The organism is Paenibacillus sp. SSG-1 (assembly GCF_002224835.1).
Taxonomy (GTDB): Bacteria; Bacillota; Bacilli; order Paenibacillales; family Paenibacillaceae; genus Paenibacillus_AQ; species Paenibacillus_AQ favisporus.
In genome coordinates this window covers 4,533,028-4,550,155 of sequence record NZ_MBRK01000001.1, presented here as the reverse complement: position 1 = coordinate 4,550,155, position 17,128 = coordinate 4,533,028, and the positions used below count along the sequence as shown (strand labels likewise).

Genomic DNA, 17,128 nt, shown 5'->3' with positions numbered 1-17,128 from the left:
ACCCCTGTACGGATTTTTGCAGGTGGGCCTAAAACATGGATATGACTAAACCCAAATTGATGCTGTTCTCGCATGTCAGCAACACCAAAAGCATTACAGGAGCCGAGAAGCTGCTGCTCCTGTTCTGCCGATGCATGGCGTCTTATTTCAATTGCATCTTGGTGGCTCCAGGTGAAGGTAAGCTGACAGACCACGCCCGAAAGCAGGGAACGGTGGTCATGATTCAGACCTTTCCCTTGCTATACGGGATGTATACTCCGGATTCCCGGCTGCCGCTGAATGCCGATGAGCTACGCAGCCATCCCGATTATGCTTCTGTCGTCAGGCTCATCGGAGAGACCGCGCCTGATTTGGTGCTGACGAACACGATCGTCAACGCGCTGCCCGCGTTCGCCGCTAAACAGCTGGGAATCCCCGTCATTTGGAAAGTGACGGAGGTGATTCAGGAGAACGAATTCACGTCGGAAGTGCTAACCATTGTAGACAATTACAGCGATTGGATCATTGCGATTTCGGAGTCTGCCGCCCGTGTGTTTTACGGGCGAATTAGCAGTCCGATCAGCCTGCTCCCTCCATCGACGGACAGCGAGCGGCTTCACTCCTTTGGTAATCTCGTAAGGCAGAGCGAACGAAAGGGGATCGGGCTAAAAGAGGAACATAAGTGCATCGGCTACATTTCCGCTTTTATTCATCCGGAAAAGGGCCTTAGAGAGTTTATTCGTATGGCGTTGTCACTATGCCCGGGCCATCCCGATTGCCGTTTTGTGATCATCGGCCGGGCTGCGGATCACCGTTATTACGATGCCTGTTTGGCGGATGTCAGATTTTCGGGTTATAGATCAAGATTCCAATTTATCCCGTTCGTGGAATCGGTTCAGTCGGTTTACAGCGCGATGGACATTCTGGTCGTACCGAGCATGGTGTCCGAGGGTTTTGGCATGACCGCGCTGGAAGGCATGTTGTGCGGAAAACCGGTTGTGGCCTTTGCATCCGGGGGGCTCGGTGAGCTGATGGAAAGTACAGGCAATGGACATTTGGCGGTACCCGTCGGGGACGCCCAAGGGCTCGCCGATAAGGTTGCCATGCTGCTGAGCGATCCGGATGCCTTGAAGAATATCGGCATACACAATGAAGCGGCGGCGAGGGCGTTGTACGGAATTGAAGCCTACCAATGGAGGCTGGATCAAATCATCAGTCAATGGCGCGAATACCATCCTCATTGGCTGACAGCCGGAAACCGAGCCCCCCTCCTGGTGGAGGGACCCCAGGTACAAGCGGAGCCCCCGGTTGACAAGGCACAGGCCCCCCGCAAAGTGCGGAGGTCCAGTCGAAGAAGATTCTATTATATACGGATTACCCGCAAAAGGAAGTTGAAGAAGCTCGCGAAAAGGCCACGAAGATCCGCGCGAGGAAAAACCTTCCGAAGATCGAGGAGCAAGAAGCGTAAATCCGTCGGGCGACGGAGGGCAGCGAAACGATAGATTAGGAGACGGAAGATATGAGAATTATGACCATTTTGGGTACAAGGCCAGAAATCATCCGCCTCAGTCTCGTACTTCCGAAGCTGGACCGGTATGCGGAGCGCCACGTGCTGGTGCATACCGGACAGAATTTTGCAGAAAGGCTGAGCGGGATCTTTTTTAGCCAACTGGGATTGCGAAAGCCCGATTACGTGCTGCAGGACTCGGCAGCTTCCCTGGGAATGCAGCTGTCGGCGATGTTCTCCCAAATGGAAGAAATCCTGAAGCGGGAGCAGCCCGACAAAATTTTGCTTCTTGGGGACACCAACAGCGCTCTTTGCGCGATTTTGGCCGAAAGGCTCGGATATCCCGTGGTACACATGGAGGCCGGAAACCGCTGCTTCGACCTGAACGTTCCGGAGGAGAAGAACCGGCGTATCATCGATACGATTTCTTCTATTAATATGCCGTATACAGAACAGAGCAAGAAGCATTTGATTGCCGAGGGTTTTCCGAGCAATCGGATCGTTCTTACAGGAAACCCCATTTATGAAGTGATGAAGTATTACGAACCCCAGACCCGGAGCAGCAATATTCTGAAAACCCTGGGTCTTAAGCCGAAGGAGTATTTTCTTGTCACCGCGCACCGTGCGGAGAATGTGGACCGGCCAGAGCATCTGGAGCAGATTATGCAGGGGCTCAACCTGATCGCTGAAAATCACGGCCGTCGTATCATCTGCAGCATTCATCCCCGGACCGCTTCACGGATTGCCGAGCACTCCGGATTTTCCATGAACCCTCTGGTGGAATTTCATGAACCCTTTGGATTTTTCGACTTTGTCCAATTGGAGCGATCTGCCTGCTGTGCACTAACGGACAGCGGAACCGTGCAGGAAGAGTGCTGCATTATGCAGGTACCGACTGTCACGATGAGGCGAACGACGGAGCGGCCGGAAACGGTGGATTGCGGGAGCAACATCGTATCAGGCGTCGATGCGAAGCGGATTGCCGATTCAGCTGCCCTGATGCTTGAGTTGAACACGATGTGGCAGTGTCCCCAGGGATACCTGGCCGAAGATGTATCGGATAAGGTTGTCAAATTTCTGCTTGGAGGGAATGTGCATGTTTGAAAATCAGCGTATATTGGTGACCGGTGGCACCGGATCATGGGGCTATGAGTTAATTGCCCAATTGCTGCCGCTCATTCCAAAGGAAGTGGTGGTTTTCTCGCGGAATGAATCCTCTCAAGTCGCCATGAGCCGGGAATTCGAAAATGACCGGCTGCATTTCCGGATCGGAGACATTCGTGACAAAGAAGCTTTGATGGCGGCATGCCAAAATATCGATTACGTGTTTCATCTGGCGGCCCTTAAGCATGTTCCGGTATGCGAGGATCAGCCTTATGAAGCACTGAAAACGAACGTGATCGGCACACAGAACGTCATCGAGGCCGCAATTGAAAATAAAGTTAAGAAAGTGTTCTATATTTCGACTGACAAGGCTGCAAATCCCTCCAACTTTTATGGGATGACGAAGGCCATCGGGGAGAAATTGATCGTATACGCGAATCTGCTTCACACCGATACCCGATTCGTCACCGTGCGTGGGGGCAATGTGCTTGGAACCAACGGCAGCGTCGTGCATGTGTTCAAAGAACAGATACGTAATAAGGGCTATGTGTCTATCACCGACATGAAAATGACACGTTTCTTCTTAACGCTTCGCGATGCGATCGCCGTGCTGTTCAAAGCGGCGGAAGAAAGCGTCGGCGGCGAAATTTTCGTCATGATGATGCCGGCCTGCCGGATCGTAGATTTGGCGGAGGTGTTGATCGAGGCTTCCGGACGGGAGGATGTTCAAATTGTTGAATCCGGCGTTCGTCCGGGTGAAAAAATTCATGAAATTTTGATGAGCGACTATGAGAGTCTTTCGACCGTCGTGTTTGACGAAGAATATCTGGTCATTTTGCCGACACTCAACATACCTGGCCTGAAATATCGGTACAGTCACTGCCAGCCGGTCTCGTTCAGCAGCTTCTCTTCAAACACCCACCTGATGAGCAAAGAGGAAATCCGCAATATTTTGGAGCGCGGGGGGTTCTTATAATGAAGCTGTTGATCCTGGGAGCAAGCGGGATGGCAGGCCATATGCTGGTCGATTATTTCAAGCTGCAAAGCAAGCACCAGGTCTTCTACACGACCCGGGATCCCCGCAACAGCGGTGGACTAATCATGGATGCTTCCGATATCGGGACAGTGGATAAATTGGTCGAGATCGTGAGACCCGATTGCATCATCAATGCCATCGGCGTACTCAACCATTTTGCGGAAGAGGACAAAATCAATGCCTACCATATCAACGGCTTTCTGCCGCATCGTCTCCGCCGGGCGGCGGATTCGGTCGGGGCCAGATTGATTCATATCAGCACCGACTGCGTGTTCGAAGGAACGCGCGGAGGTTACCGGGAGAGCGACGTACCCGATGGAACGAGCGTCTACGCAATGACCAAAGCGCTGGGGGAAGTCCAAGCCCCGGGACATTTGACGATCCGTACCTCCATCATCGGCCCGGAGATCCGCTCGCACGGAATCGGGCTGATGCACTGGTTCATGCACCAGCGGGGAATCGTGACAGGGTACTGCAACGTGTTCTGGAACGGGGTAACCACGCTGGAACTGGCAAAAGCGATCGATACTGCATTATTTACGCCATCATTATCTGGGCTGATTCATCTGGCTCATCCGGAACCGATCAGCAAGCACGATCTTCTTCTCTTGTTCCAAGAGATTTGGAACCTGGAGGATGTGACCGTGGTTGCGGGTCATACCCCCGTTCAGGACCGGACGCTGGTTTCGACTCGAGGCGACTGGACTTACAAGGTTCCGCCTTATCGAGACATGCTGAAGGAGCTGAAACAATGGATGCGAGAAACGACTCCCTACAGCGCATCATTCTAATCACCGGAGCTTCGGGGTTTACCGGCAGCCATGCCTGCCGGTATTTTGCCGGGGAGGGTATGCAGGTTGCCGCTTTGGTTCGTCATATCAGCGAAGACGATAAGGTTGAGGGCGTCCAATACTATACATGCGATCTCCTTGACAAGAAGGGCATTGAAGAGCTTGTCGGGACCATTGCTCCGGATTATGTCCTGCATCTGGCCGGCAAGAACTCGGTGCCCGAGTCTTGGACGGAACCGGTGCTCTATATGGAAACCAACGTGCTCCCAACGCTCTATCTCCTGAATGCCCTCCGTCCTTATCCTTTCTGTCGGATATTGATCACCGGTTCAATGCTGGTTTTTCCTCTGTATCCGCCGTTTAGGCCGCCTCACCCCTACGGCCTGAGCAAAAGTTTGCAGAAGGCAGCGGCCCTATCATGGAAAGAGCTGTTCGGCCAGGCTATCATTCTGGCAGAGCCGTCTAATCTTATAGGCCCGGGTCCGTCGAGAGGCTTCTGCAGTTTGCTGGGGCAGCATATCTCAGCCTGGGAACGGGGGGAAACGGATGAAGCTTTCCACATTCCCTCACGCATCATACGCAGAGACTTTTTAGACGTCCGTGATGCGGTTATAGCTTATAAGATTTTGCTGGAGCAAGGACTCCCCGGAGAGATCTACTCCGTCCGGTCAGGAAAAGAATATACACTCGGCGAAATTACAGATCTTTATATGGACATTTTTGAGAAGCCATTCCCTATCGAGTGGCGCGAAGGAGAGAATTCCAGCCAGGGGAATCCAAAGAATACGGCCCCCAGGATGAAGGGACTGGACTGGGAACCTTCCATTCCTCTCCGCACATCCCTTACCGATGTTCTCGAATACTTTCGTACCTGTGGAGGTGATTCCAAATGAGACCTTTAGTCACGATCGTCATCCCTTTTTACAACGATCCATATGTAGGGCAGGCGGTTGAAAGCGCCCTGTCGCAGTCCTACAGCCCCATAGAGATCATTGTGGTCGATGACGGATCGACACAGCATGCCGAACGATTGGCACCTTACAGGCCCTACATTCATTATCTGGGAAAAGCTAACGGAGGCACTGCCAGTGCACTCAACCACGGAATCCGCCATGCGTCGGGAGAATATATCGCGTGGCTGAGCTCAGACGATTTGTTTTACAGGGACAAAATCAATAACCAGGTGTTATTCATGCTGGAGAGGAATGCGTGGATCTCCCATACCAATTTCAATAATATCGACAAGAACAGTCAAGTTGTGAAGTACCATGCGGGCGTATCATATGAACGGATGATTGATTTCTACCGGTACTTTCTGAGCCATGCCAACCCAGTTAACGGGTGCACGGTCATGATGAGAAAAGAATTATTTTGTTACATCGGGCTGTTCGATGAGTCCCTTCCATACACGCATGACCTGGAGATGTGGGGCAGGGCGATTCAAGCCGGCTTTTCGTTTCATTACTTAAACGAAGCGCTGGTCGGCTACCGCTGGCATGAGGCGATGGGAACCCTGCGGCATCAGGAAGTCATTAAACGGGAGAGTGCGGTCACTTGGCAGAAGGTCAGTTACGCGATTGGCCGAATCTCAGCCATGATGGAATAATAGGCAGTCTGCCCGGTGATCTTCGCCAGATTCACTGAAAGCACCGGAACCCTTGGTTTTGGTGCTTTCTTTCATCAATTTGATATAAGCTGACGGCACAGAAGTGAGATCGGTGAATCCAGTATCCCACCGGACTCATAGGAAGGAGAAGAGATGAAGATTTTACTGGCAACCTACTGGCTGATTCCCCATGTTGGCGGAGTATGGAAGTATATGACACAACTCCAACAGAGGCTAGAAGCGATGGGACATCAGGTGGATCTTTTTGGAAACAGCCCGGATTATTCTAAATTCCACATCGTAAACCGCGGCCGGGAGCTCCCCAAGGACCGAATTCGCCCGTTTCTGTCCGCCAAGCTGGCACAGGAATATGCACCTCAGCTGCATGCTGATCGGATCATTTATTTCTACGAAGAGGACCGATATCATTTGGAACTTTCCGCCGCATACTTCGGTCTTGATCAATATGATATTATACACACCCAAGATATTTTTGCGGCTAGAGCGATCAGCCGCGTGAAGCCGGCTCACGTGCCCCTGGTAGCGCAGGTACACGGCTCGGTTTCCGGGGAGCTCCACAATCATTTTCGATTGAATCCTCACCTTGGCATCACAGAGGGATCGCCTGCATGGAAGTATCTGAAGTCTATCGAGTACTATGGGGCTACCTCCGGTGCCGTTACGATTACGTCAACCCATTGGCAGAAAAACGAACTGATACGTGATTTCGGGGTCCCTGAGAACAGAGTTTGCGTATTCCAGTACGGTTTGGATACCCTCGATTTTTGGAGGAAGGCCCAGGCTGGAACCAACATGCAGCGCCCTGTGGATAAAAAGGTGATCATCTTCCCGGCCCGATTGTCTTTTGTCAAAGGAATCGATGTGCTTATATCGGCGCTTGGCATGCTGAAATATATTCGGCAGGATTGGGTATGCTGGATCGTCGGGAACGGGGAGAAGATGGAAGAACTGCAGCGGCAGGTTGACGGGTTGGCCTTGAGCAATGACGTTTTGTTCCTAGGCGAACGCCATGACATCCCAGCTCTTCTCATGCAGTCGGATATATTCGTGCACTCCTGCATCCAGGACAATCAGCCGTTCTCGGTCATGGAAGCACAGATTGCCGGGCTCCCTGCGTGCGTATCGAATGCCGGCGGCCTGCCGGAGATGGTTGAACATGGCCGGACGGGTCTTGTTTCGCCGATAAAAGATCCGGTATCCTTGACGCAGCATTTGCATCAGCTTCTGGAGGATGAGAAGTTACGCAAACAACTCGGCCGCAATGCTTCCGCCTGGGGAGAGGAGCACTGGTCCTTGGATCGGATGGTTGGGCGGCTGTTGGAACTGTATCGTCAGGTTATTGGCTAGGCTTGAATCAAGAGCCCAGGAAAGGATTGAGAGGCTTATGTCTGAAGAACCTTTTAAGGTCATAGGTGATTTATATAACCGTATTTTCACGGTCCAGTCTTCCCATTTGGAAATAAAGGTAGATTATTTGGTCTGGAATCAGATTTTTGCGAATCTCCCGAAGGATTACAAGCTGCCGGATATCCCTGTTCTGCAATTAGACCGCCCCTTTGATATAGGAGAGCGATAATCTATCCCACGTACCGTCCCCAGGGCGGTACCTCATATGGCAAAAACGTCCAAATAAATCACAGGGGGAATAAATATGTCCATATTGCGACTGGTGTCGAATGCCGACGGGCCCATAAACAGCCGCTGTATTCAATCTGTTGATTTGGAGATAAACAATTCCGGGGAAGTTCCCTTTGAAATGCTGATCCACGGGTATGGCATTGAGGGACTATTTTATATCGGCCTGATCCATGCGGGGGCGGATGAGTGGGTTGGTGTTCACGATATTATGACTAACTATTCACCGTTTGAGCTAGTACTTGTTACCAACATCAATAACCTGGCGCATACGGGTGTCGTTTTCAAGATAAAGAATCAGGGCATGTTGATTGCTGAGTACACACAGGAGGACACGATGAGAGAAAACTAAATGGCTGCAGGACGGGAGGAGGAGTCAATGAAGGTCTTATTTGTATTTTACGTGCCGAGCGGCGGGATGGATACGATCAATCGTTTGCGCTGCCATGAACTGAGGAATCATGGAATCGAGGCTTCCTGCTTGTATTATTTCTGGGGGGCGGGCATGCAGAACAGGGCGGATTTTCCGATCTATATTACCAATGATGACGCGGAAATCAAACAAATACTGGATGCGGGCGGTTATGACGTGATCGTAGTTACGACAGATCATGAGAGCTTCCCCCGGTTCCGCCAACTTGGATATACCGGCAAGCTGGTGCTTGAAATTCAGGGTTACGGGCCACAAGAGGTAGCCCGAAGCAAGCTGACCGAGGCCGTTCCCTATGTGAATGCTTACGCATCCGCCTTAATGAACCCCAGCACACCGCATATCACTGCTTTATTCCAGGAACTGTTTCCGTACATCCCCTGTTATATCATTCCTAACAGTATTAATTCGGAGACGTTTACCTATCGCCAAACGACCAAGCTTTCCTACCCGGTCATCGCCTGGCTGGGAAGGATAGACGATAATAAAAACTGGCGGGAATTTTTGTATATCGGCCATCAACTAACGCATTTTGTGCCCGATTTGCAGCTGTGGATGTTTGAGGATCCCAATCTTGGTGACCCCGATCAACGCCAGCAGTTTTTAAAAGTTGTGGACGACTTGCAGCTGGGCCCCCGGCTAACCATGCATGCTAATATCCCGAATCAAGAAATGCAGTACTATTATTCTTCGATTGGAGATTCGGGCGGATTTATGTGCTCCACTTCGAAAGTGGAGGGTGGGCCACTATCGGTATTGGAAGCGATGAGCTGCAGATGCCCTATTTTAGCAACCAATTCCGATGGAGTAACGATCACCATCAAGCATAATGTTACAGGAAAGAACTATAATCTGGGAAATGTTCACCAGGCTGTCATTGAGGGATTGAACCTCATGCAAGATGTTGGACTGAGGGAAAGCATTAGGGATGCTGCTCAGCACTTAGTTAAGACAGAATTTACTCCGTATAGGTATAGCGTAAATTTCATTGATATGTTGAACAACATCTAAATTTTAAAACGGACAGTGACTTGATGTTTTAAACAAAATGTATAACCACAAACAAATAAGGGCCTGCCGTTGGGTAACGGTAAGCCCTTATTTGTTAAGACTGCGCCGGTTTCGACAAGGGTGATTCCCTGGCATCGCTGCTAACTCACCCCGCTAAGCGGCTGGATGATGCTCATATCAGGAATTTTATAATCTATAGAATTAGCTTGAAGTGATCTAAGAATTGGATTCCAAATTTCTTCTTCATAAGGAGGGAGTCCCGGTAATGAAAATATGGAAGCGAGTGTGAGCGGTGGATCATCTTTAGTCTTGTTTTTTTTCTTGTTTCTAATAGATAAGCTCCTTAGCATGTACCTCCATTTTTTGCGCTTCCGTCTTTGATAAAGTTTTTTTTGGCGGATTCGCTTTATGGCTGTTTTTTTCTTAGCAGTCTTCTTCTTTTCAGGAAGCGTACTTTTCTTTTTCTTCTGAGTAATAGGCGCCTTCTTCTTTGACTGCTCCATTTTCCATCTCCTCCTTCTGAAGTGTTTTGATTTTGCAGATCATGATCTGGAGCAATTTCGTTACCTTGATCGAGATGCTTGCTGCGTGCGAGCTCATACAACTCATGTAGGCGGGAGGTTAATGCAGGTAAAGACCAGTATATTTCTCCTTGTTCTCTGGCTTGATTTGCGACGGAAAGGAACATTGCGGGGTTCTCTAAAGCAGATCGCAGTAAAATATATAACTGATCGCTATCTCCGCTGCGAAATACAAATCCATTTGATGCACTTTTTATCATTTCAGGAATGCCACCGGCATTAGAAGTGATAATCGGTTTACCAGCAACTTGGGCTTCAATAATGGCGAAAGGCTGGTTGTCTTGGATGCTCGGGAGGACAATGAGGTCTGCTTGGTGTAACAATTCCGGGATATCATCACGATTTCCCAAAAAGGTAACGTGGTCCGTGAGACCAAGTTCCTGCACGGCTCGCTTTAATTTATCTCGGAGTGATCCGTCACCAACAAGCCAGCAAACCCAATCTGTGCGTTCTTCTTTCAGCTTAGATAGAGCATGAAGCAGATAGATGTGCCCTTTTACAGCATCGAAGCGTGCAGGACACATAAACACTTTTTTTGCGGTAGGTTTCGGTATGGTGGCTACACGCATCATGTTTTGTTGAAATTCATCCACATCTATACCGTAAGGGCTAACCACAACATGGTGTTCGGGAACAGAAAATTCTTGAACCAATATATCTTTGAGCCATTGTGATGGAGTAATGGTCACATCGCTAACGGTTGCACCCAGATATTCGCGCAAGGAGCAATAGCGCCATAGGGGAGAGCTTTGATCTTGCTCGGGCAATCCCATTTCCGTCCATTCAACAAACACTTCCTTGGCGAGACATCCGTGAATTGTCGTTACTAAGGGGGTATGTGGCGGTTTAACACGTGACATGGCATGGGCGCTCACGATGTCCTGCGCATGAATCAGATCGTATTCTGCCAAACCGAAATACATGATAGCGGCTTCCAAGCAGTATCGATCGATCTCGGATTGCTTAATCCATGGATGAATTCCTGGTAGATGTTGATCCATATACTGGTGTGTCTGGTCGGCGATCAAGGATTGCAGCCTTCCTCTTTCTATATACAAGTCTTTATTGGAGATCCGAAATCCCTGGCCGTCCGGCGTCGGGGAGAAGATATCAGTGGTATGCCCCGCGCGTTGTAATGCTTTGGTCAGTTGATTGACATAAGTGTTCACGCCACCAGCATTAGGCAGCGCCCAACTGCAGGCGATTAATATTCTCATCTGTTCATCTCCCGATTGACTAATCTGTCGTCCCCATATCATATGAGCTGTTCATACCATTGCTCACGTACATATACCCATTTGCCCCGCAGCAAATTTACGTTTTTATCGGGAGGTACGCCTGCATCATTTAAAAAAGCGGCCACCAATCTACAGCACCCATGACAGACACGGAGATAATAATTATGTAAAAATAAAATGATCCGGCCGCCTGTTTTTCAAGACGACCGGATCCTATTTCTATAATGGTCTGTTTGAGGAAGTCCTCCCCATTGCAAATACGATCAAAATCCTTGCTGCGACCGCTGCTCCGGATAAATCCGATAGTAGTACAATATTTCAGGCAGGTTCTCAACCGAATAGCCCCTAAGCACATATCTTGTAATAAAATACACGTCTTCGGTCGTTGTCTCCGTTCCTGCCGGATAACGCTCCAACCCGCCAAGCAGATCGAACAAAGAACCGCGCATCATTAGCGCGCCATGGCATACACAATGACCGCCTGACAAATAAATGCCGGCAATATTCTCATAACCATACTTTACGAAGTCGGTGACAAACTGCTGCTCAAAGTTTCCATCTACGAAGCAAGCTATTCCTGATCCACAAAGACAGAAGTTTGTATTTGCCTGTAAAAATGCGACCTGTTTTGCGATCCGCTCCGGGTGCGAGAGGTCATCTGCCGCCATTGTGGCAATAAACTCGCCTCTTGCTAAAAAATAGCCTGTGGTAAACGCACCGGAAAATCCGATATTATAAGGCAGCGGATGGTAGACAAATCTGTTTTCTCTTATTACGGGATGATCTCTATGCTTCTGCACCCATTGTTGAATGATTAGGTCTGTATTATCTGTAGAACCGTCATTGACAACAACAATTTCAATAAAAGGGTAGGTTTGATGAATCAGGCTATCCAGTGTTTCCTCGATATGTCGAGAAGCATTATACGCACCTACTACAATACTGGCCAGGTTAGGAATTCTTTGGAATTTCACGTATTGACCTCCTTTATTTAACGTGGCTGAAAGCCACAAGCGTATCAATGATATACTGCTGCTGATCATCGGTAAGAAAGGGATGCACGGGAAGTGCGAGCGCATGCTCGGCTGCCTTTTCAGAAACAGGGAAGTCTCCGACGTTATACCCTAAAGAGGAGAATGCTTGCTGTAAATGAAGCGGACATGGATAATAGCGGGCAGTAGTAATTCCATGCTGATCCATGTGGAGTAATAATTTGTCTGGATCCGGAACCTGTATGACGTATAAATGATAGACATGGCTGCAAGCTGAATCGCAGTATGGTAGAATCACGTCGTTCAGCTGCACGAGTTGATTCGTGTAGCGCTGTGCCAGTTCCTGGCGGCGTTTCGTCCATGCGCTTAATTTTTGCATTTTGATTCTCAGCATCAAGGCCTGAATCTCGTCCAGCCGGCTGTTAAGTCCCACGGCCTCGTGATAATATTTAAGCTTTCCCATCCCGTGGAAAGCGAGTACCCGGATACGATCAGCCATTTCGTCATCATTACTCGTAACCATGCCTCCGTCGCCGAAGCCGCCTAGATTTTTAGTGGGATAAAAGGAGAGGCAAGCCGCATGGCCTAAGCTGCCTACCTGTTTGCCTTTATATTCTGCACCTATGGCCTGACATGCATCTTCAATAATGATCAGAGAATACCGATGTGCCAGTTCGGCAAATGCGTCCATATCTGCTGGCTGCCCGAATAGATGTACGGGGATGATCGCTTTGGTACGCGCCGTTATCTTTGCTTCCGCGTGTGCTGGAGAAAGGTTATACGTTCGCTCATCGATGTCGGCAAAAACAGGCGTTGCTCCTACGCGTACAATAGCTTCGGCTGTCGCAAAGAATGTAAAGGGGGAAGTAATCACTTCGTCTCCAGGTCCGATCCCGTTTGCCAATAAGGTGAGGATGAGAGAGTCCGTTCCATTGGCCGTCGATACGGCATGTTTCGTTCGAGTAAGCAGCGCTATCTCCGCTTCAAACCGCTTCACCTCAGGTCCTGCGACAAAAATACCTTTATCCAGAACCTCGGACAATGCATCCAGAATATGCTCATTTCGTAAGACCCGATATTCTGATTGTGGATCAAATAAAGGAATGGGTTGCATGGGTGAGACCCTCCTTCCAAGTCACTTAGCCGCGACGCCTTTGACAGTCATTCCGTCCGCGACGTCCTTCGTAACGATGGCCCCTGCACCGATTATCGCATTTTCTCCGATAACGATACCTGGCAGCAGCGTCGCGTTATTGCCGATTCTGGCTCCTTTCTTAATATGTGGCCCTTTCAGAGGGACCTTTGTAGGCTCCATGTATTTGTCATTCGAAGTAGAAGCTTCCGGACCAATAAATACGTTGTCTTCGATGATCATGTCCGCGGTAATATACGCCCCGGTCTGGATGACGCATTGATTTCCGATTTCTGTCCGGCACTCCACCTTTGCATTGCGCCCTACTACCGTCGAATGGCCAATGTTTGTTTGTTCCCTGATGCTGGCCAAATCGCCGACCATGACGTCTTCCCCCAGTTGGCTGCCTGCATAAATAACGGTTCCGTTGCCAATGTTTGATCCTTTGCCGATGACCAGTCCTTTTTGATCTGTGATATGATGAATGACTTTGGAATTTTTAAAGGGTTGACAGCCGAGGAAGCTGCCGTTTCCAATAGATACGCCATCTCCAATGACTGTGTTTTGAAGGATGACGGAGTGATGGCCAATCCGGACCCGGTCTCCAATCGTGACTCCCGATTCAATTACGATATGATGGCCGAGCACGACATCTTTGCCGATCATCGCTTTCGTCGAGATCACGTTCGTCGAATCATCGTTTCGCTCACTCATCTGGATTCCTCCGCTTGTAAAATCTTCTTCGTGATTTCTCCGGTGATTTCCATGACCAGAAGTCCACCTTCACCGGGTACATTGGGCTGCGTTCCTTTTTTGATGCATGTAATAAAATCAAGCAGCTGCAGCCACAAGGGCTCCTGTATGGGAACGGCAATTTTCTCAACGATATTTTGTTGGGCGTAATTCATGTTTAACGAGGTTTGATAAAAGCGAGTCGAACGGGTGATAAGCACCTGTTTATCCAATAAGTCGGCTTGAATGAAAGCGGTCTTGGTCACAATTCGAATGGTTCGAATCTTTTCCTCTGTAATATAACTCGCCGTTACCTGTGCGATGATCCCATTGTCCATTCGAAGGAGCGCCGCCGCATGGCGAATGATGCCATGATCGACATATCCGACCGCCTGGGTTGCCTCGGTTCTTGTCTTAAACAGATGGTTCATAATGTAAATATCGTGAATCATCAGATCATCGACAACATTGACGTTTTGCCATCTGGCTTCGAATGGACTCATACGGTGAACGTCTACCGCAACGACCTCTTCCTGCTCAATGATTTGACGCAATACCCGAATGACGGGATTATACAGTTCGATATGCCCGACTTGCAGCTTCACGCCGGCCTCAGCAGCTCGCTTAATTAAATCCGTACCTTCCTTCATATTTTGAGCGAGCGGTTTTTCCATCAGCATGTGAACACCTTTGGCTATACATGCCAGGCCGACTTGGTAATGATGAAAAGTGGGAACTGCAATCGACACCGCGTCAACCTGCCCAAGAAGCTCATCTAAACTTTTGAAGGCCATTGTCTGGTACTTAGCGGAGATGTGCTGTGCCCGCTCTTGATCAGCGTCATATATCCCTATCAGTTCGCAGTCATTTGGCAACGCAGTATATACCCGAACGTGATTTTCACCCATGACTCCTGCACCAATGACACCTACCCTCATGGTTTATTCTCCTCTTTCTACGATTTCACGGCATAAATACATAAAGTCATACCACTTCTTGCATACTTCTTGGGGTGAAAATCGTTTACTATCATTTATAGCCTTTATCGAGAGGCTATCACGGTAGGCCGCGCTGGAAATAACTTCGTGAAGAGCGGTGGCGTATTTCTCCAGCGCCTCAGGCAGCCACCAATATGGAGGCGAACCCCAATTGACGTCGAAAATCAAGCGCTGACTAGGTGCGGTATGATAGATGGCGCCCATTGCGGCTGCAATAACCGGTACACCACAAGACATAGCCTCCGCAATCTGATTGGAGAAGGTTTCGCTTTTACTTCCGCATACGAGAACGTGCCAGCGGCTAATGATGTCAGCCATTTGGTTATGAGGCACATTCGTTCGAATTAATAGATTTGGAGGGTGATCATTTAACCAGCCTTCCTGATTCGTTGGTGGGGGGGCCATAATCATCTCGAACCGGATATGCGGGAACCGGCGTGCAAGGAATGGCATAACTTCCGGTCCTTTCAGCAAACCATTTAAATCGTGACCGATCCAGCCAACTATAATCTCATTACCTTTTGGCCTGGGGTAAAAAATCTCACTGTCAACCATGTTTGGAATGATATGAATGAGATGCTCAGGGTAATTTAAATCCTTCATATACTGCTTCTGAAATTCCGAATACACGACTAGCGGAACATAGCGTTCGACTGGCCGGTATTGGTCGAAATTAGGACCCGTGCTCCAATATCTTCCCTTATAAACCTGAAAATCCTCGGTATAGTTTTGTACATAATGGTTCCACCAGCCAATATCCTCTTTACCGACAATCAGGGCGTTACTCGGGTAGATCGGAAATTGTCCCGGATTTGGGGCAAATCCGATCTGTATATCAGGCGGACAATAATAAGGAAGCCATTTGGCCCTCATATTGGCTTCTGTGAATGGCCCCGACATGGCTGAGGCGTGGAAATTATCCATAACAAACTTGAAATGAAACATGATGCGTCCCTCCTTCATCGGTGTATCCCAAGCTCCTGCCGGTACCATTCGATCGTGCGTTCTAACCCGAGATCAATACCGACTTGCGGATCATATCCCAGTATCCCTTTGGATCGAGTTAAATCCGGTTTGCGCGCTGGCATATCCTCATACCCGGGTCCATATGCCTCATCATAAGGCTTAATCAAAATCTCCGACGGGGACCCGGTCATCCGAATCACGAGCTCGGCTAACTGCTTGATCGTAATCGATTGTTCAGAACCAATATTGAAAATGAGGCCATCGGCCTTAGAGCTTAATGCCTGCACTGTCCCCTGTACTGTATCGTCAATAAACGTAAAGCATCGGGATTGTGACCCATCCCCATAAACCTCCAGCGGCCGGCCTTCCAAGGCAGCCATAATAAAACGTGGTACGACCATGCCATATTGGGAATTCGTTTGACCGGGGCCATAGGCATTAAAATAACGCAGAATCGTAACAGGAAGGCCTTTCTGAGAATAGCCTAAGCACATATGCTCATCTAACGATTTTGCAGTCGCATAACACCATCGATGAATGGACGTTGATCCATAAACACGGTCCGAATCTTCACGAAACGGCAGATCACGATTCTTGCCGTATACTTCAGAGGTTGAGGCAAAGATAACCTTTCTCCCCATTTCATAAGCGAGCTCCAGTACGTTTCTTGTACCGTCTATGTTGCCTTCTATAACTTTCAGCGGATTTTCCACCGTGTTCTTAACGCCAAGTACTGCGGATAAGTGAAAAACAACATCTGTTTGTTGGATCAGTGTTTTCATGAGATCACGGTTCAAGACGGTACCCTCAATAAAGCGATGATTCGGGTGATGCAAAACCTCGTTAAGGAATGTAAGAGAGCCGGTAGACAGATTATCAAGTGACCACACCCTGTGATTCATGGACAGCAATTTCTTCACCAGGTTGGATCCAATGAATCCTGCGCCGCCTGTAACTAAAATATCCATAAGGTACACTCCTTGTAATCAAGATCCTTCCTTTTAGAGCAGAATGAATTGCGAAGGTCTGGACAGGCCGCCTCATAACAAGGTGAATGCTAGATTATCGAGGCCTATGGTACGTTTGGCATAATTTGTTATTGCTTTGTTGAATGAACGGAAGGTTGATATCATTTTGTGGTTTGTCACAGCTGACAAACTCCGCTAGTGTCAAGAAACAACAGGTCCAGGATACCGGGATATCCAACGCCGATGATGGCGATCCTTCTTCACGTCGTCATCTCCTTTTGCGTTAAACTTTGACATATCTTACGGTCACCCGTGTAAGAAAGTACTGGTCTATAATCTAAATTTCCGAGAAATGGTAGAGTATCTTGATGTCTAGAAGAGCGAGAGAAGAAAAGCTGCGA

General features: G+C 48.9%; 17 protein-coding genes. 9 read left to right on the top strand and 8 right to left on the bottom strand.

The window, feature by feature from the left end:
• The first annotated feature begins 35 nt into the window (after positions 1 to 35).
• The 9 genes from BCV73_RS21125 (at position 36) to BCV73_RS21080 (ending at position 9,120) form a co-directional block, all read left to right on the top strand.
• Positions 36 to 1,481, top strand: a complete 1,446-nt coding sequence (locus BCV73_RS21125; RefSeq protein WP_076174131.1) for a glycosyltransferase family 4 protein — start codon at positions 36 to 38, stop codon at positions 1,479 to 1,481.
• Positions 1,482 to 1,498: 17 nt separating this feature from the next.
• Positions 1,499 to 2,590: a non-hydrolyzing UDP-N-acetylglucosamine 2-epimerase gene (gene wecB, locus BCV73_RS21120; protein WP_089548439.1), complete on the top strand. Its 1,092-nt coding sequence runs from the start codon at positions 1,499 to 1,501 to the stop codon at positions 2,588 to 2,590.
• The gene (locus tag BCV73_RS21115) at positions 2,583 to 3,566 is read left to right on the top strand and encodes a polysaccharide biosynthesis protein (protein ID WP_076174136.1); all 984 of its coding nucleotides are present in this window, start codon (positions 2,583 to 2,585) and stop codon (positions 3,564 to 3,566) included. Before wecB ends, BCV73_RS21115 begins: the two co-directional genes overlap by 8 nt.
• Positions 3,566 to 4,417 carry a dTDP-4-dehydrorhamnose reductase family protein gene (locus BCV73_RS21110; protein ID WP_089548438.1) on the top strand — a complete coding sequence of 284 codons (852 nt, stop codon included), beginning with the start codon at positions 3,566 to 3,568 and terminating at the stop codon, positions 4,415 to 4,417. Before BCV73_RS21115 ends, BCV73_RS21110 begins: the two co-directional genes overlap by 1 nt.
• Positions 4,378 to 5,310 carry an NAD-dependent epimerase/dehydratase family protein gene (locus BCV73_RS21105; RefSeq protein ID WP_089548437.1) on the top strand — a complete coding sequence of 311 codons (933 nt, stop codon included), beginning with the start codon at positions 4,378 to 4,380 and terminating at the stop codon, positions 5,308 to 5,310. The genes BCV73_RS21110 and BCV73_RS21105 overlap by 40 nt, the downstream gene beginning before the upstream one ends.
• Positions 5,307 to 6,023: a glycosyltransferase gene (locus BCV73_RS21100; RefSeq protein WP_076174141.1), complete on the top strand. Its 717-nt coding sequence runs from the start codon at positions 5,307 to 5,309 to the stop codon at positions 6,021 to 6,023. Before BCV73_RS21105 ends, BCV73_RS21100 begins: the two co-directional genes overlap by 4 nt.
• Before the next feature lie 153 nt (positions 6,024 to 6,176).
• Positions 6,177 to 7,391: a glycosyltransferase family 4 protein gene (locus tag BCV73_RS21095; RefSeq protein ID WP_089548436.1), complete on the top strand. Its 1,215-nt coding sequence runs from the start codon at positions 6,177 to 6,179 to the stop codon at positions 7,389 to 7,391.
• Positions 7,392 to 7,695: 304 nt separating this feature from the next.
• Complete coding sequence (locus BCV73_RS21085; RefSeq protein WP_076174152.1) at positions 7,696 to 8,031, top strand: hypothetical protein; 336 nt, start codon at positions 7,696 to 7,698, stop codon at positions 8,029 to 8,031.
• Positions 8,032 to 8,058: 27 nt separating this feature from the next.
• Positions 8,059 to 9,120 (top strand): glycosyltransferase family 4 protein, encoded by a 1,062-nt coding sequence (locus BCV73_RS21080; RefSeq protein WP_076174461.1) that lies wholly within the window; start codon positions 8,059 to 8,061, stop codon positions 9,118 to 9,120.
• Between the two features lie 140 nt (positions 9,121 to 9,260).
• Here the strand turns inward: BCV73_RS21080 and BCV73_RS35455 are convergent, their stop codons facing one another.
• The 8 genes from BCV73_RS35455 to BCV73_RS21045 all read right to left on the bottom strand — a co-directional run bounded on the left by BCV73_RS35455 (position 9,261) and on the right by BCV73_RS21045 (position 16,727).
• A complete protein-coding gene (locus tag BCV73_RS35455; protein WP_218828165.1) occupies positions 9,261 to 9,470 on the bottom strand; it encodes a hypothetical protein in 210 nt (69 codons plus the stop codon).
• A gap of 56 nt (positions 9,471 to 9,526) precedes the next feature.
• Entirely contained in the window at positions 9,527 to 10,918 is a 1,392-nt protein-coding gene (locus BCV73_RS21075) for a glycosyltransferase family 4 protein (protein WP_076174154.1), read from the bottom strand.
• A 284-nt stretch (positions 10,919 to 11,202) separates the two neighbouring features.
• Positions 11,203 to 11,913: a glycosyltransferase family 2 protein gene (locus tag BCV73_RS21070; RefSeq protein WP_076174156.1), complete on the bottom strand. Its 711-nt coding sequence runs from the start codon at positions 11,911 to 11,913 to the stop codon at positions 11,203 to 11,205.
• 13 nt (positions 11,914 to 11,926) lie between these two features.
• The gene (locus BCV73_RS21065; RefSeq protein ID WP_089548435.1) at positions 11,927 to 13,045 is read right to left on the bottom strand and encodes a DegT/DnrJ/EryC1/StrS family aminotransferase; all 1,119 of its coding nucleotides are present in this window, start codon (positions 13,043 to 13,045) and stop codon (positions 11,927 to 11,929) included.
• A 21-nt stretch (positions 13,046 to 13,066) separates the two neighbouring features.
• Positions 13,067 to 13,777 (bottom strand): N-acetyltransferase, encoded by a 711-nt coding sequence (locus BCV73_RS21060; RefSeq protein ID WP_256992928.1) that lies wholly within the window; start codon positions 13,775 to 13,777, stop codon positions 13,067 to 13,069.
• Positions 13,774 to 14,733, bottom strand: a complete 960-nt coding sequence (locus BCV73_RS21055; protein ID WP_076174161.1) for a Gfo/Idh/MocA family protein — start codon at positions 14,731 to 14,733, stop codon at positions 13,774 to 13,776. Before BCV73_RS21055 ends, BCV73_RS21060 begins: the two co-directional genes overlap by 4 nt.
• A 3-nt stretch (positions 14,734 to 14,736) precedes the next feature.
• Entirely contained in the window at positions 14,737 to 15,738 is a 1,002-nt protein-coding gene (locus tag BCV73_RS21050; protein WP_076174164.1) for a glycosyltransferase family 4 protein, read from the bottom strand.
• A 14-nt stretch (positions 15,739 to 15,752) separates the two neighbouring features.
• Complete coding sequence (locus tag BCV73_RS21045) at positions 15,753 to 16,727, bottom strand: NAD-dependent epimerase/dehydratase family protein (RefSeq protein ID WP_089548434.1); 975 nt, start codon at positions 16,725 to 16,727, stop codon at positions 15,753 to 15,755.
• Positions 16,728 to 17,128 lie beyond the last annotated feature (401 nt).

Bases quoted from the DNA above. Each gene is read 5' to 3' on its own strand.
- BCV73_RS21080 (WP_076174461.1), top strand. From the start codon at position 8,059: ATGAAGGTCTTATTTGTATTTTACGTGCCGAGCGGCGGGATGGATACG.
- BCV73_RS35455 (WP_218828165.1), bottom strand. From the start codon at position 9,470: ATGCTAAGGAGCTTATCTATTAGAAACAAGAAAAAAAACAAGACTAAA.
- BCV73_RS21060 (WP_256992928.1), bottom strand. From the start codon at position 13,777: ATGAGTGAGCGAAACGATGATTCGACGAACGTGATCTCGACGAAAGCG.
- BCV73_RS21065 (WP_089548435.1), bottom strand. From the start codon at position 13,045: ATGCAACCCATTCCTTTATTTGATCCACAATCAGAATATCGGGTCTTA.
- BCV73_RS21045 (WP_089548434.1), bottom strand. From the start codon at position 16,727: ATGGATATTTTAGTTACAGGCGGCGCAGGATTCATTGGATCCAACCTG.
- BCV73_RS21050 (WP_076174164.1), bottom strand. From the start codon at position 15,738: ATGTTTCATTTCAAGTTTGTTATGGATAATTTCCACGCCTCAGCCATG.
- wecB (WP_089548439.1), top strand. From the start codon at position 1,499: ATGAGAATTATGACCATTTTGGGTACAAGGCCAGAAATCATCCGCCTC.
- BCV73_RS21125 (WP_076174131.1), top strand. From the start codon at position 36: ATGGATATGACTAAACCCAAATTGATGCTGTTCTCGCATGTCAGCAAC.
- BCV73_RS21115 (WP_076174136.1), top strand. From the start codon at position 2,583: ATGTTTGAAAATCAGCGTATATTGGTGACCGGTGGCACCGGATCATGG.
- BCV73_RS21095 (WP_089548436.1), top strand. From the start codon at position 6,177: ATGAAGATTTTACTGGCAACCTACTGGCTGATTCCCCATGTTGGCGGA.
- BCV73_RS21085 (WP_076174152.1), top strand. From the start codon at position 7,696: ATGTCCATATTGCGACTGGTGTCGAATGCCGACGGGCCCATAAACAGC.
- BCV73_RS21100 (WP_076174141.1), top strand. From the start codon at position 5,307: ATGAGACCTTTAGTCACGATCGTCATCCCTTTTTACAACGATCCATAT.
- BCV73_RS21105 (WP_089548437.1), top strand. From the start codon at position 4,378: ATGGATGCGAGAAACGACTCCCTACAGCGCATCATTCTAATCACCGGA.
- BCV73_RS21055 (WP_076174161.1), bottom strand. From the start codon at position 14,733: ATGAGGGTAGGTGTCATTGGTGCAGGAGTCATGGGTGAAAATCACGTT.
- BCV73_RS21110 (WP_089548438.1), top strand. From the start codon at position 3,566: ATGAAGCTGTTGATCCTGGGAGCAAGCGGGATGGCAGGCCATATGCTG.
- BCV73_RS21075 (WP_076174154.1), bottom strand. From the start codon at position 10,918: ATGAGAATATTAATCGCCTGCAGTTGGGCGCTGCCTAATGCTGGTGGC.